At 57.9% G+C, this 14437-nt stretch carries 8 protein-coding genes and 2 pseudogenes; 3 read left to right on the top strand and 7 right to left on the bottom strand.

From position 1 onward, the window contains the following. Window positions 1-10 precede the first annotated feature (10 nt). From LPU83_RS62955 to LPU83_RS62935, 5 genes and pseudogenes are all read right to left on the bottom strand, one after another. Window positions 11-901, bottom strand: a complete 891-nt coding sequence (locus LPU83_RS62955) for a LysR family transcriptional regulator (RefSeq protein WP_309475155.1) — start codon at window positions 899-901, stop codon at window positions 11-13. A 242-nt stretch (window positions 902-1143) separates the two neighbouring features. Next, complete coding sequence (locus tag LPU83_RS62950) at window positions 1144-2343, bottom strand: adenylate/guanylate cyclase domain-containing protein (protein ID WP_024318950.1); 1200 nt, start codon at window positions 2341-2343, stop codon at window positions 1144-1146. 24 nt (window positions 2344-2367) lie between these two features. Further along, window positions 2368-3987 (bottom strand): MDR family MFS transporter, encoded by a 1620-nt coding sequence (locus tag LPU83_RS62945; RefSeq protein ID WP_024318949.1) that lies wholly within the window; start codon window positions 3985-3987, stop codon window positions 2368-2370. Between the two features lie 84 nt (window positions 3988-4071). Next, window positions 4072-5229: an HlyD family secretion protein gene (locus tag LPU83_RS62940; protein ID WP_024318948.1), complete on the bottom strand. Its 1158-nt coding sequence runs from the start codon at window positions 5227-5229 to the stop codon at window positions 4072-4074. A gap of 434 nt (window positions 5230-5663) precedes the next feature. Next, window positions 5664-6601 (bottom strand): annotated as a pseudogene (locus LPU83_RS62935) (MBL fold metallo-hydrolase). A 289-nt stretch (window positions 6602-6890) separates the two neighbouring features. Here LPU83_RS62935 and LPU83_RS62930 point away from each other — a divergent pair. Continuing rightward, a pseudogene (locus tag LPU83_RS62930) lies at window positions 6891-8085 on the top strand (IS256 family transposase). Window positions 8086-8516: 431 nt separating this feature from the next. On the opposite strand, the gene LPU83_RS62925 reads toward LPU83_RS62930, so the two are convergent. Then, entirely contained in the window at window positions 8517-10511 is a 1995-nt protein-coding gene (locus LPU83_RS62925) for a glycosyltransferase (protein ID WP_024319141.1), read from the bottom strand. Next, window positions 10493-11725, bottom strand: a complete 1233-nt coding sequence (locus tag LPU83_RS62920; protein WP_024319140.1) for an HlyD family secretion protein — start codon at window positions 11723-11725, stop codon at window positions 10493-10495. The genes LPU83_RS62925 and LPU83_RS62920 overlap by 19 nt, the downstream gene beginning before the upstream one ends. A gap of 535 nt (window positions 11726-12260) precedes the next feature. Between LPU83_RS62920 and LPU83_RS62915 the strand changes: the two genes are divergently transcribed. Further along, window positions 12261-13442, top strand: coding sequence for an amino acid aminotransferase (locus LPU83_RS62915; protein WP_040680821.1), 1182 nt, complete (start codon window positions 12261-12263; stop codon window positions 13440-13442). Window positions 13443-14090: 648 nt separating this feature from the next. Next, window positions 14091-14300, top strand: coding sequence for a cold-shock protein (locus LPU83_RS62910; RefSeq protein ID WP_024317693.1), 210 nt, complete (start codon window positions 14091-14093; stop codon window positions 14298-14300). Window positions 14301-14437: the final 137 nt, after the last annotated feature.

The raw sequence follows: 14437 nt of genomic DNA, 5'->3' as shown, positions 1-14437 counted from the left end.
GCCCGCAGCGTCAATCCCTCGCCGCAGCGGCATCTCCAGGTGACTGAGCACGAATAGTGAGTTTCTGAGCCTCAAGCGCTACGAAATCGGAAAGCAGTTTGACGCGTGACGGCACGGTCCGACCAAGCGCGTGAACAGCGCTGAAGCGCATCGGCTTGAGCGCACCTGCAGGTGTCACATCGATCAATATTCCCGAATCCAAGTCGTCTACCACCACACAACGCAAGAGCAAGGCTACTCCGAGACCGTGCCGCGCTGCCGTATGTAGAGCGATGCCGCTGTCGCAGTCTATTCGCCCGGTTGGGAGGATCCTGGACCCGTCGGCAAAGGCGATGTGTGCCGGTCGGCTGCCAACGGAGTACCGCGCAAAGGGCATGCTCTGAAAGGCATCGATTGTCCTCGGCACGCCCCGTTTCGATAGAAGCGACGGGGCTGCAACGAGAACCATGTCGAGATCCGCGAGATGCCGAACAACCAGATCGGGTTGCACGACCTCCCCGACCCTGAAGACGACATCGTAATCGTCCCGGATGATGTCGACGAACCTGTCTGTCAACCCGACGTCCAGCGTTAGGTCAGGGTATTCCTCGGCAAACTTGGTGAAGATCGCCCCGAGAAACAGCTCTGACATTTCGACGGGCATACTGAATCGCAATCGTCCGGTTAGTCCGCCGCTACTTGATAGCCCATCGTCCGATGCATCGAGTTCCCGCAGCAGTGGACCGATCCGCTCGAACAGCATCTGCCCGTCGGGGGTCAGTATAAGGGCCCGCGTCGACCTGAGAAAAAGACGGGATCCGACCAGCTTTTCCAACCCACCGACGCTCTTCGAAATCGCGGAGGGTGATGTCTTCAGATCCCGAGCAGCCGCACTGAACGATCCAACTTCGACCGTGCGCACGAACGCGATCAATCACGCAGCGCTCACTGGACGAAACCGAGCTTCGCGAGGGTCTTGAGAGACGCCTTTTGGTCAGCGTCGGCCACCTGGACGCCAACTATGCCTAACGTCTCCGGACAAAACAGACGTCCGGCTGATCCGCATACGGTATGGGTTGCCGATCCCGCACCCGTTGAGCGAGGGGCAGGCCGGACAGTCGGCCTCCGTGCTGGCAGTCAAGACCGGTTGAAGGGAGGCCTTCTCTATTCCGCAATCGTGAATAGCTCGATCGGATCGGCAAAACCCTTCAGGCGGTGAAATTTGGTGGAGAGAATGTTGTCGGCTCCGGAGCTACGACGGAACATGTCCGACATGAGAAGCGACTTTCCGAGCCCCCCGCAGGCAGTCTGTATCCTGCTGAGCAGATTGACGTCCGAACCGATGACCGTGAAATCCAGCCTCCGTCCGGAGCCGATGTTCCCATAGCTCACCTTGCCATAGTGCAATCCCACTGTTGCTTCGACGCGGGCACCGTTCTGTTCGAATCCAGCAAGATTGGCGAAGATCTCCGCGGTTGCTGCCAACGCGCGTCGACACGCAACCACAGCGTCGGATGTCGGGAAGAATGCAAGTGCCGCATCCCCCATGAACTTCAGCACTTCCCCGCCGTTGCTCGTGATCGCAGGGATCACCGCATCGAAGTAGGCGTTGAGAAGTTGCAGCACCTTTTCGTCAGGCAGGCGATTCGAGAGTTCGGTGAACCCCTTCATGTCGCAAAGCAGAAGTGCTGCCTGCATCGTCTCGATCTCGCCCTGACGGATTTTGCCGGCGAGGATTCGTTGAGCCGTCATCGGCCCGATGTACGTATCGAGCAAGGACAGCTCGGCGTGACGCATGACCCGCATTTCGCAGGTATTGCGCAACGAAGGCAGGATCCGCTCGATGACACGGATTTCGGACAGCGTGAAACCGCCTGGCCGCTTCGTCCCAAATCCCGCCGCACTCACCGGTCCGTCGACGTTGCAGAGCGGCGCAATCATGAGCTGGACCAAATTCCGTCCCGCAAACACGTCGATATGCTGCCATGGAGACTGTCGGTCGCCCGCATCAACGATCATCGGCTCACGTGACTCCATCACCTTGACCAGTGGGCTTGAGGCGAACTCGACCTTGATCCCGTGATCCCTGTCATGGATCTCGACGGGTTCGGATGGAGCCCATGCGACCGTTCGGCCGAGGATCTCGGGATGAAGGGTCATCAGATGGAGCGTAAGTCTGTCGATAAGGAGGCCGATCTGCCGTAGCCTGAGACCCAGACCCGCAACCAAGCCGGCTTCGTCGATCGAATGGCACTCGTCGCCGGCGAGCCATTCCAGGATGGCAAGGATGGAGCCAGGATCGACATTGGGGCCGACGCTCCCGCGGTGTCTCCGGGAAATCGGTTCTCGTGTGATCGTGTTCATTGTGATCTCCTTGAGAATTGCTGTTCAGTGTGCGCCGCCGCCAGACATCTGGCCGCTTGGCTTTTTGAGGAGAAGCGTTGCGAACAAAGCAACGACGAGGCCCGCGCCAAGCAGAAAGAACGCATCGCTGAAAGCCATGACGTTGGCCTGCCTACGCACGCTGGATGCAATGGCGACAATGGCTTTATGGGTGGCTGTGGCCTGGTCGCTGACGCCGTGATTCATGAAGTACTTTGTCAGTTTGGCGACGCGATTTCGTGTGGCTTCTTCGAAGATGCTGATCGAGTTCGTGAGGATGTTCGAATGGAACTGCTCACGCTTCGATATGAAGGTCTGAAGCGATGCGATCCCGACCGCGCCACCGAGGTTGCGCATCATGTTGAACAACGCCGATGCGGAGCCTGCATTCTCCTGTTCGATGCCAGCAGTCGCAACGACCGAGAGCGGCGCGAAGACAAGGGCTTGTCCGATGGCACGGATGACATTCGGCCAGAAAAGCTGGTCGGCTGCATAGTCTCCGGTCATGTGGACGTTCATGAAATTCGAGGAAGCGAACAGTGCGAAGCCCACGGCGATCAACAACCGGACATCGATCAGCTTCATCAGCTTGGGAACGAGTGGAATGAGAATAAGCTGCGGGATACCGGTCCAGGCAAGCACCATGCCGATCTGTTCGGAATTGTAGCCCTGGATTCTAGCCAGATAGATCGGCAGCACGAACGCAGACCCATAGAGCGCGATGCCGAGCATAGTGTTCGCCAAGATACCGAACCCGAAGTTACGGCGCGCGAGGAGCCTCAGATTCAGAAGTGGGTTAGCGGTCTTGAACTCGATGATCAGGAAAAGCGTCAGAGAGACTCCGGCGACGATCGAGAGCTTGACGACGAACTCGGATCCGAACCAATCTTCCTTGTTGCCCTCCTCCAGCACCGTTTGAAGGGCGGCAAGGCCGATCGCCAAAGTGGCGATGCCAGGCCAGTCCCCCTTGGCAAGCAAGCCCAGGTTCATCGGAGCTTCGTCGAGTGAGGCCCAGAGCAGAGCGACCATCAGCAAGCCGGGGACGAGGTTCACGTAGAAGATGAATTCCCAGCCGTAATTCTCTGTCAGGTATCCGCCAATGGTCGGCCCGATCGCTGGAGCGAACGTGGCCGAAAGCGCAAAGAGCGCCAGTCCGATCGGTTGCTTCGGCTTTGGCAGCAGCGTGATGATGATCGTGAAGGCCATGGGGATCAGGACTCCACCAGCAAAGCCCTGGATGGCACGGAGCACGATCATCTGTTCGAGGTTTGTGGCGAACGCACAAGCAACGGAAAAGACCAGAAACAAAATGGCGTTGGTCAGGAGATACTTCCGGAGGGAGAAGACCTGCGCGAGCCAGCCGCTGAGGGGGATGACCACGATTTCCGCAATGAGATATGAAGTCGAGATCCAGCCGCCGTCATCCTTGCCCGCCCCGATCGCGCCCTGAATGTCTGCGAGCGACGCGTTGACGATCTGGATATTGAGGACGGCCATGAATGCGCCCAAGGTCGATCCGACGACCGCGCACCACGTTCGGAGAGGGCTCATCCCGGTTTTGGCGGATTGAGACGATGCGGCCTGCGGCGGCTCTTTGTTGTTCGCTACGAGCTTAAGTGTAGCCATGACATTGCTCCTTCCGCAGTCGCGGAATCTTCACCACGGTATTTCTGTGATCGGAAAAGACAGAGGGTTACCCGCCAGCGCCCGTTACTTCGCTTCCGAGAGCCGCGCGAGTCTTGTGTTGATTTCCGGCTCTACGGACATTCCGGACCGGAGCTGAGCCGCGCGGGCTTCGTCATCGATGATGATCTTCACCGGGATTCGCTGGACGATCTTTGTGAAGTTGCCCGTCGCATTGTCCGGGGGAAGCAGGGAGAACTCGAGGCCGCTCGCTGGCGAGACGCTGTCCACGTGCCCTTTCACTTCGAGGCCTGGAAAGCTATCCACCTTGATGTCTACCGGCTGCCCCGCCCGAACGTAGGTGAGTTGCGTTTCCTTGAAGTTGGCAACGACATAGACTGAATGCAGGGGCACCACCGCCATCAACTGCGTGCCAGCGGTGACATACTGTCCAACGCGGATCGAGCGTGCGCCGACTGTTCCGTCGACCGCCGCGACGATATTCGTGTAAGAGAGGTTCAGTTCGGCCTGTTGTGCGGCCGCGGCGGCTCGTTCCCGTTGAGCGACCGCCTGGTCGCTCTCGCTCTTTAGAACCGGCACCCTGTCGTGCGCGGCAATCAACACAGCCTGGTCGCGTTGGACTGCGGCGGTCGCCTGATCCATCAGTGACCGGCTCTGTTCCGCACGCGATTGCGTGCCCGCCCCGGTGCTGATCAGGCGCGTGTTTCTGTTGGCCTCGGATTTGGCGAAGACGAGCGAGGCATTCGATGCATCGACCGAAGCCTGCGCCTGGCCGATGACCGATTTTTGTAGTTCGATCTGCGCGTCGATATTCGTGATAGCGGCATCAGAAGCCTTTACTTCAGCCCGCGCCTGGTTAAGTGCCGCCTGGAAGTCACGATCGTCGATCCGCGCAAGAACCTGCCCTGCGGTTACGGCGTCGTTGTCATTAACGAGCACCTCCTTGACGTAGCCGGCCACCTTCGGAGCAACCGTCGTGTAGTCTGCCTTTACATAGGCGTTATCGGTGGACTCGATAAACCGGCCGACGGTCCAGTAGTGGTGCCCGAAGTGGACGCCATACGCCCCTCCGGCTAGCAGGACCACGGCAAGCACACCCTTCTTGATGGCAGATTTCCGGCGGGGAGCGGCAACAGGCGCGGACGAGATCTGTTCGGCGGGATCGTCTCCGTTTATGCCGGGATTCGTGGACTCGAATTCTTCCTTGCGGGGTAGTTCAACCATTGCAATCTCCTGCGATCATCGCTCGCGAGCAATCTCTCAGGTCTTAAGTGCCCTATGTCGCAGCCGTTGATAATTCCCCTATCACTTTAAAGATTATCCGCTCAGAGTGGATAATCTTCTGATCTCTTCTGCTCGGCCGAGGCTGAGGACGCGCGCCACTATTTGATTTTCGTTGATCACCGGCCCGGACGAATTTGGGCGCGCGGCCGAACCAGGCTGATAAAAAGGGCCGTCGTCTAAAGGCTGGCTGATGTCGAACAGATGCACCCGCGCTGCCGGAGCACAAGCCGGGCCGGCGCGGGCGCGAGATGATCCGACCTCCTAACGGTACTGAAAACCGAGGTCTACGTCGGCGACGATACAGGCGGTGAGGCAGCGATCGACTAGCTGTTCAAACGCATGCAGTCGTCTGGTCGGCCCTAACCCAATAACGGTCAGTAGTCCCAGAAGACTGGCACCCAACGAAAGCGATCGCCGGTGACCGCCACATGGCCGACGCAGGGGAACGGCAGATGAGTGGCCACCAGCAGTTCCCCGTTCGCCGCCAACTCCTGCAAGAGACGCACCCGGACGCGGGCTGCCTCCTCGGGGTCATGTTCGAAGCCATTGTACCAGTCGGGGTGTTCGAACCCGACCGCGAACACGGCGTCGCCGGCGAAGGTCAGTCGTTCGCCGCCGGACGCCAGGCGGACCACGCTGTGCCCTGGGGTGTGGCCGCCGGTGCGATGGACGACTACCCCGGTGCCACCTCGTATTCCTCATCGAATAGCCGTAGCTGACCACGGTATTCCTTCGAGAACTGCTTGGCGGCCGCCCGAAGCGCATCCGGGAACCCCGGCGGCATGGAGACGTGAGAAAAATCGGGAGCTTCCCAGAACTTGATTTCGGCGGCCGCCACGTGGATGCGCAGGTCCGGACGCAGGCTGTCCTTCACCCCGTCGATGAGCAGCCCGCCGATGTGGTCCATGTGCAAGTGGGTAAGCACCACGTCGGTCACGGACGCAAGATCGATGCCGGCGGCCTCCAGCCGCTTGATCAACTGACCGGCCCGCGGCAAGTTCAGGTCCGGGTCCAATCCTAGCCCAGCGTCGATGAGTATGGTCTGCTCGTCGCTGCGCACCACGACCACGTTCAGCGCCCAATCATAAGCGTCCGGCGGCAGGAACATGTCGTCCAGCCAGGCAGCCCGGTCCGCGGCGTCGGCATTGTGTCCCAACATCTTGGTTGGCAGCGGCAACACCCCGTCGCTGACCACCAGGACATCGATTTCGCCGATCCGCAGCGCGTAGCGCGATGGAACCAACTCGCCAGTTCCTGGCTTGCCGAGATGAAAGGTTTTTTCCAAGCTGCTATTTGGCTGCTGCGGATTCATACGGGGTTTTGTTTCTGCCTGCGACATGACGCGCTCCTGTTTTGCGTGAAGACTAGCCTGTCACTCTCCACCCGGCAGGACGCTGATGTCGCATACCGTCACGGATCCGGCGCTCGAACCTATGTTTCTGAAAGTGTCGCTTTCGAGTGCTCCTTGGTGGCGGCTCCAGCAACCCTACAACCACCCTCAAACCGGTAGAGTGCTGAAGGTTCTGCAAATTCCCTAAAGAGGGCGGCCATGGCAGACTGGTGATGTTCAACGTCACCTATTTCCCGGAGGGAAAGCCACCATGACCAAGACCGATGGTAAGTCAGCCAGTGCTGCAGTGAAAGAGATTTTGCTATCGAACCCTGACGGCCTACGTGAAGTGATCCGCGCAGTGATGCAGGAAGTGCTGGAAGCGGAGATGGACGAGGCTCTTGGGGCTGGCAAAAGCGAGCGCACGCCGGACCGGCTCGGGTACCGCTCAGGCCACTACGGCCGAACGTTGATCACCCGCGTTGGCAAGCTTGAGCTGCGTGTTCCGCAAGATCGCTCGGGACACTTTTCCACCGAACTGTTTGAGCGGTATCAGCGCTCCGAGCGCGCATTGGTGGCGACCTTGGCAGAGATGTATGTGCGGGGTGTCGACCAGAAAGGTCAAGGCGATCACCGAAGAGCTCTGCGGTCATGCTTTCTCGGCATCTTCAATCTCGGCGATCAACAAGCGATTGGACGAAAGCCTGAAGGCGTTTGCTGAACGCCCGCTTCTTGAGCCCTTTGCCTACCTGATCCTCGATGCCCGGTATGAGAAGGTTCGCGAGGCTGGTGTGGTGATGAGTCAGGCGGTGCTGGTTGCCGTTGGCATCGATTGGGACGGACGGCGGCAGATTCTGGCTGTCGAAATGGCATCCCGCGAGAGCCGTTCGGCGTGGAAGGACTTTCTCATCAAGCTGAAAGGCCGCGGTCTACGGGGTGTGGAACTGGTGGTCTCAGACGATCATGCCGGCCTCGTGGCGGCGATCGCGGAGGCGCTGCCAGAGGCCGCCTGGCAACGCTGCTACGTACACTTTCTGCGCAACGCCCTTGATCACCTGCCACGAAAGCATGGCGACGACTGCCTGCAGGAACTGCGATGGCTCTACGACCGGCGCGACCTCGACGAAGCCAAGGCCGATCTCTCTGCCTGGCTCGCCAAGTGGTCGGCACGCTATCCGCGCTTGACCAGTTGGGTCGAGGAGACAATCGAACAGACACTGACCTTCTTGCGATTGCCACGCCAGCATCACAAACATCTGAAATCGACCAACATGCTCGAACGCCTTAACGAGGAAATCAGACGCAGGACCTACGTGGTGCGGATCTTTCCAAATGCACAGAGCTGCTTACGCCTCGTCAGAGCGCTCGCTGTTGAAACCCACGAAAATTGGATGGAGGCCAACCGTTACATCAACATGGACGATCTACGGGAGCACAAAAAGCTCGCTATGCGCCAAGCCGCATGACCGCTCAATTTGCTGAACTTGACGCACATAACCCCTCAAACGCCTGTAATCCAAACTTAGGTTTGGGATTGGCCGCTAGCCGCAGACGCTGGGGCAAGACTAGAATCGGGCGTGGCTAGCGCCCGTTTGGCGTTGATAGCCAGGCCAATGATGACACCTTTAACTGTTAGGGCCGAACGAACGCAGGCCTGCGTCAAGATCCCAGGACTGTGCCGACGCATGATGGGAAGCCGACTTGACCGTGCCACACATGTGCGTTTGATTCAGCCGAACGACCATCCGGATGACTGGCTATGTCGCCGCGCGCCGGCCGTATCGGCACGGTCATTCCTCGCCTTCCCGGCAGCAAAGGTTTAATGGGGCTAAGCAGCCATTTCCGCTGTCCGATCCCACTAAATTTTGTGTATGCGCAGGGCCGGGAGACACCTCGCTCAAAGCGTCCGGGTTCGACCGAAAGTCCGAAGCAGAAGGTTGATCGAGACCGCGACTTTGTCAATGTCACGAACGTCCTGGGAGTAACGTCCGGTATAAAGCTTGACGATCATCTTATCGCGGGCCGAACCGCTAAGATCGAAATGAAGGTGCAGGTAAAAGGCCTCCGTGTCGCCTACGCGAGCAATGCTCCTTCGTCTTTGGGTGACCATCCTTAATTCCGTTTTGAAAGGCGAAAAACCCTCGAGCGACAGCGTGACATCGGCGGATGCAAAGCGCGTCTCCGGCGGCACGGCAACGACTGCCTTGTCGAGCGCCAGACTGACCATGCGGCCGGGAACGCCGTCGACGTGAACCGCTTCATCAAGTTTGAACGCATCGAAGAGCCGCCGCGGTTTCTCGAAGCAGATCAAGGACGCGATAGCGAGAACGAGAATGTTGATGCCCGACCAGCAAGCCGCAATCGGTGAGAACTGCGCCTCGACATGCGAGGTCTCAGGCACGATATTGACGACAAGACCGATGGCCGTCGCCGATATCAACACCGCTATCCAGGCAAGGCTGTATGCATCATATCCAATCGCATGGTTGCCGCTGCCCTTCGGGGTCACCCTGAACGGTTTGCCGAAGGGACGTACCACACTGGAAATGACAGTTGGCAACATCCGAAACGTCGCAAAAGCTCCGACTGCACTCGATACGACGGGCAAATATCGCGTCGGTGTTATCCAGAGCATCAAAAGGAAATAGGCCGTCAGCAACGGCACCTGATTGGAGATATAGTCCGCAGCATTGGTGAAGTAGAGCGGCAACAAGCCGAACCAGAGATATATGATCGGGATGATCAATATCGTAAAGCGCACCAGATACTGCACCAACCACGACAGCGGAAGGAACATGATGCGTTGAAAAAGTGACAGACCGGGGCCGCGCAGTGGGCCGTTGTGGAGATAGAGTGTTTGAATTCCCCCCTGGCACCAGCGCTCGCGCTGTACGAAATAGCCAGTCAAATTCTCAGCGGCCAAACCCATCGACAGGCGCTCATTCAGGTAACGGGTTTTGTAACCCTTGTTGAGCATGGAAAGGGTGGTCAACAGATCCTCTGTGATGGATTCCGTCGGGAAACCCCCAATCTCATCGATCGCCTTGCGTCGCGCGATCGAGCATGAGCCACAGCAGAAACTGACGTCCCAGATATCTCGGCTCGGTGCAATCTCATCAAAGAACAAACGCTGCTCGTCCGGCCAGATATTTTCGAGACCGAGATTTGACTGTACCGGATCGGTATTGAAGAAATGCTGTGGCGTTTGGACGATGCCGATGCTCGCATCGGAAAAGAAGGGAAGCGTGCGGCGCAGGAAGTGACGATAGGGCACGAAGTCAGCATCGAATATCGCGATGAAGTCGCCGGAGCTGACCTTCAGACCGTTGTTCATGTTGCCGGCTTTGGCATGGCTGTTGTCGGGGCGTGTGACGTGGATTGCTCCCCTCTCCTTGCAGTACGCCTTGAGCCAATCACGACGCTGATCATCGAGCACGTAGACTCTCAGCTTGTCTTGGGGATAATCGAGCGCAAGCGCCCCTATGATCGTCCGTTCCAGGACGTCGAGCGGCTCGTTGTAGGTAGGAATGAACACATCCACCGTGGGCAATTCATCCTCGTCACCTCTAAAGAAGTCCCGCGCGAGCCCGTCCGCTTCTGCGCTCCGGTCCACGTATCGACTCATCAAGACCAGGAAGAGGACGACTTCAAAGAACGCGAGAATTTCTACGATGAACAGAAACCAGACCCAATAGAAGTTGAGTCCATCGTTGGGATAAGGGAGTACCGTCTCGAATAATCGCCAGAGTATATAGCGCAATGCGATGGCGCCAACGACAGCGCATGTGATTGCGCGCGTCCAGCTCTCGTTACGCGACCAGTTGAAAGGTCCAAGCAAAAAGAACCCCAAAACCGAAAACGTCGGCGCCAATGCTATAAGATACTGAACCACAGGCCTTCCACCCAGTGCCATATGCCGATGTTAGGTTTGGGCAGGCGCACCTGTACAGAACGCCCCACCTGGCAAAAGTTCGGAAAATCCGTATTGAGAGCGGATGGAGCCAGGCCCACGCGTATTCGATCGTTGCGTTTGGTTGTTTCGGGCTGATTGGCTGCCAGCGTGTCCTTCTCGGCGACCGCGGAGCTGCCTCTTACCGATAGGACCACGCCTTTGAAGACGTCGCCTGCGCCTAACAAGCGCACCTCTGCAGTAAGGCCAGGATAAATCTCTTGGTAGTCGACTTCCGGAACAAGGATATCGACGAACAAATCGCTGCAATCGAGAATGCGCATCAGCTCGGTATTGAGGATGACGTTCGAGCCGTTGACGATGTTGCTACTCCACACGACCCCATCGAAAGGCGATGGAACTGATGCCGAAGTGAGACTGCGGACGCGGTTTTCCTCCTCAATCAGCTGCTTTTGCACCTGTGCGGCCCGTGTTTCGTTTTCGGCGATGCGTGTGTTGAGATCGTTGATACGAACGATCACCTCATCCTGTCGCTGGCGGGAATAGGGCACGTCGTTCTGGCCGTCACCGAGAACGAAAACACCCTGGCGAACGGCTTCCAGCTTTTGTTCGAGCTGCGCTACGGTCAAGCCACTGATTTCGAGTTCGCCCCCCGCCGCTTCCCAGACGGCTCGGGCGGACTCGACCATCTTGGTGGACAGGACACCCTTCGCCTCAAGCGCCAGCCGCCGGTCAAAGTCGACTTGCGCGACGTTGTCCTGCGCCTCGGAAACCTTGACCCGTTTGTTTAGAATCTCAACTTGCCGCTCCAAGTCGGCAATGGTTGTGCGCGTAAAGACTTCCATGCGTGCAGCCAACTGATCACGAAGCCGTACAAGCTCATCGCGTTCCCGTTTTAGCGCCGTAGCATGTTCAACGGCAGTCATGTGGTCGGCCTGCAGCGAACTCAGTATTGCGCGGTTGACGCGGGTGTTGTGTAGCAAGGCGAGCGGCTCTCCCGGCAACACGCGCGCGCCAACTTTTGGGGGCGTTTCTGCGACCTCGCCGTCGATAGGAGCATTCACGATTGCAAATCGCGCATTGACTGTACCGTCGAGGCTTGTAAAGCCAGTCAGGCCGGGCAGCAGAAGAACGATCGCAAGCGCGAACAGGGATATGCCGACCAGAATACGGGTGATGCGATGGTTCCAGATCATTTGCAATTCCGAAAATTATCAACCGCAAGGAACTTATGCGAGGCCAGCGTAAAGTTAATGCAACCTTATATTGTGGTGATCTAGGTGCGCGATGGCCATCGACAAGGGGATGAGCTGCCTGCGTTCGATACGTGCAGTAAAATGTTGCAATAAGGCTAACCGTGGAACAGCTATGCTGCAGCGGACGCTCGTTTTGTATCATGATGGACCGTTGACGCGTCTCTTGAGGATCTGCCGGTGGTTCCGTGGTCCTTCCAGACCAAATAGTCCTTGGTGTGCGATTGTCGCACAATCATCCATCATACGGAGCTAGCAAAATCCTTGAGATCAGCTCATCTTTTTATAATCCTTATCGGAAGAGTTTTGACACGCTCCGCGACGGTTTTGCGACTCTTGCGAAGGCGCCATTAGTCCGCAATGCTATGAAGTTCGCAGCGAGGACGACCGCTTCCGCGAGCGTGAACTGCAGGCGAAACGCACCGAGGCGCGCGGCGAAAAGCATATCGGCACTTGATCTTAATCCAAAGGAAAAGCCATGTTCGAGACCCTCTCCGCCGCCCCGCCGGACAAGATCCTCAACCTCTCGATTCTGTACAAGAACGATGCGCGGCCGACGAAAATGGATCTCGGCGTCGGCGTCTACAAGAATTCGCAGGGTGCGACCGTCATCATGCGGGCCGTGCGCGAGGCCGAGAAGCGCCTTTATGAAAGCCAGACGACGAAGACCTATGTCGGCATGGCAGGCGATGAGGGTTTCAACAAGGCCATGCTGCAGCTGGTCTTTGGCAAGAAGGCCGATCTGTCGCGCATGTTCGCCTGCCAGACGGCGGGTGGCTCGGGCGCGCTGCGCACGATCGCCGACTTGCTCGCAAAGGCCCGGCCTGACGCAACCATCTGGCTCTCCGATCCGACCTGGGCGAACCATGTGCCGATCCTGAAGGCTGCAGGCTTCAAAACCGCGACCTATCCCTATTTCGATCCCGCAAGCGGCACGGTGAAGGCCGATGCGATGCTAGAGGGATTGAAGCAGGCGAAGGCCGGTGACATCACTCTGCTGCACGGCTGCTGCCACAACCCGACCGGCGCCAATCTGACGATCCAGCAGTGGGCTCCGGTCGTGGATCTTCTCGTCGAACGCGACCTCTTCCCCTTCGTCGATCTTGCCTATCAGGGCTTCGGCGATGGTCTGGAGGAAGACGCCGCCGCCGTTCGCCTGCTCGCGAGCAAGGTGCCGGAAATGGCTGTCGCCACATCCTGCTCAAAGAACTTTTCGGTCTACCGCGATCGCGTCGGCGCCGTCATCTTGATGGGCAAGGACGCAGAAGGCGCAAAGATCGCCGGCAGCCAGGCGCTCGCCACGACCCGCGTGCTGTATTCCATGCCGCCGGACCATGCCGCCGCCGCCGTCCGCATCATCCTCGAAGACGACGCGCTGTGCGCCGACTGGAAGTCCGAACTCGAAGCCATGCGGCTTCGCATGCTCAACCTGCGCAAGGGCTTTGCCGAGGCGCTCCGTCGCCAGTCCAACTCCTCGCGCTTCGACTTCATCGCCGACCACCGCGGCATGTTCTCGCGCCTCGGCCTGACCGAAGCGCAGGTCGACCGCCTGCGAGACGAGTTCGGCATCTACATGGTCGGCGATTCCCGCTTCAACGTCGCGGGCCTCAAGGAAGACCGGCTCGATGACCTCGCCAAGGCCGTCGTTGCGATACTTTGAGGGAAATTTAAAGCAAATGAGGGCTGGGCAATGGACCTGACCTACGTCCCATGGCACGCTTCGTTCTCGGGATCTTTCAACACCTATTCAGCGATTGAAGCGCGCGACCAGCCTCATCAACTTCTCTTTTCAAGCCATGCGAGCGCCTCGTTCTGGTTCCCCGAGACCGAAAAACGCGGATTTTGGGGTGATCGAAAGAGCCGGCGGGGTCCGGAATTGTCTTCAGATAAGCTGCTGTCTGTCGCAACCGCAATGCGCTCGATCGATTGATGATGATTGGCGACGGTGCGAGCTGATTTCGTCGGCAAATGCAAGATCGATCAAAGACGCGATAACGTCGCTGGCGAATGACATGTCCAATGTGCTCGCCAGAATGGCGGAATAGGCGCGAAACAAAGGAAAGGTCGCCCAGCCTGCGTTCGTCTTTTCCAATTGGCCAATTCTTGGCCTGTTGCGTATCCTGAGCCTCACGGAGGAATTAGTTTCGCTGAATGCCTGAAGCCATACTCAATTAGCAATCCAAAACATAATCGAGCGCAAATCATGTATTATTAATAATCTATGTAACCTAGCGTTTTGCTAACACCACTTGCCAAAGAACCGTACTGGTTGCATGTTGAGATGCTATTTAACTTTGAGAGAAAATTCATGGCGACAGGTACGGTAAAGTTCTTCAATGCAGACAAAGGCTTCGGGTTTATCAGCCCTGACGGAGGAGCCAAGGATGTGTTTGTTCACATTTCGGCGCTGCAAGCGTCTGGAATTCAAGCCATTCGTGATGGCCAGAAGGTTTCATTCGATATGGAACCGGATCGGACGGGCAAGGGACCGAAAGCTATTAATATCGAATTGGTCTAGGGGGTGCACTGTTTGGTCAGTATGACGTAACCCGCCTCTAGCTGCGAAACCTCGGCAATGAGGTTTCGCCGGTACCTTGCCGAGCACGCTCCAGATATGCAACTGGATGCCCTCGGTCGGGTTGCTCGCATACGGAG

This window comes from Rhizobium favelukesii (genome assembly GCF_000577275.2).
GTDB lineage: Bacteria > Pseudomonadota > Alphaproteobacteria > Rhizobiales > Rhizobiaceae > Rhizobium > Rhizobium favelukesii.
This window is presented reverse-complemented; position numbering and strand designations above follow the sequence as displayed.

What these genes read in the sequence shown, in the direction of transcription:
- LPU83_RS62950 (WP_024318950.1), bottom strand. Translation starts at nt 2,343, where the DNA reads ATGAACACGATCACACGAGAACCGATTTCCCGGAGACACCGCGGGAGC.
- LPU83_RS62940 (WP_024318948.1), bottom strand. Translation starts at nt 5,229, where the DNA reads ATGGTTGAACTACCCCGCAAGGAAGAATTCGAGTCCACGAATCCCGGC.
- LPU83_RS62910 (WP_024317693.1), top strand. Translation starts at nt 14,091, where the DNA reads ATGGCGACAGGTACGGTAAAGTTCTTCAATGCAGACAAAGGCTTCGGG.
- LPU83_RS62920 (WP_024319140.1), bottom strand. Translation starts at nt 11,725, where the DNA reads ATGATCTGGAACCATCGCATCACCCGTATTCTGGTCGGCATATCCCTG.
- LPU83_RS62945 (WP_024318949.1), bottom strand. Translation starts at nt 3,987, where the DNA reads ATGGCTACACTTAAGCTCGTAGCGAACAACAAAGAGCCGCCGCAGGCC.
- LPU83_RS62915 (WP_040680821.1), top strand. Translation starts at nt 12,261, where the DNA reads ATGTTCGAGACCCTCTCCGCCGCCCCGCCGGACAAGATCCTCAACCTC.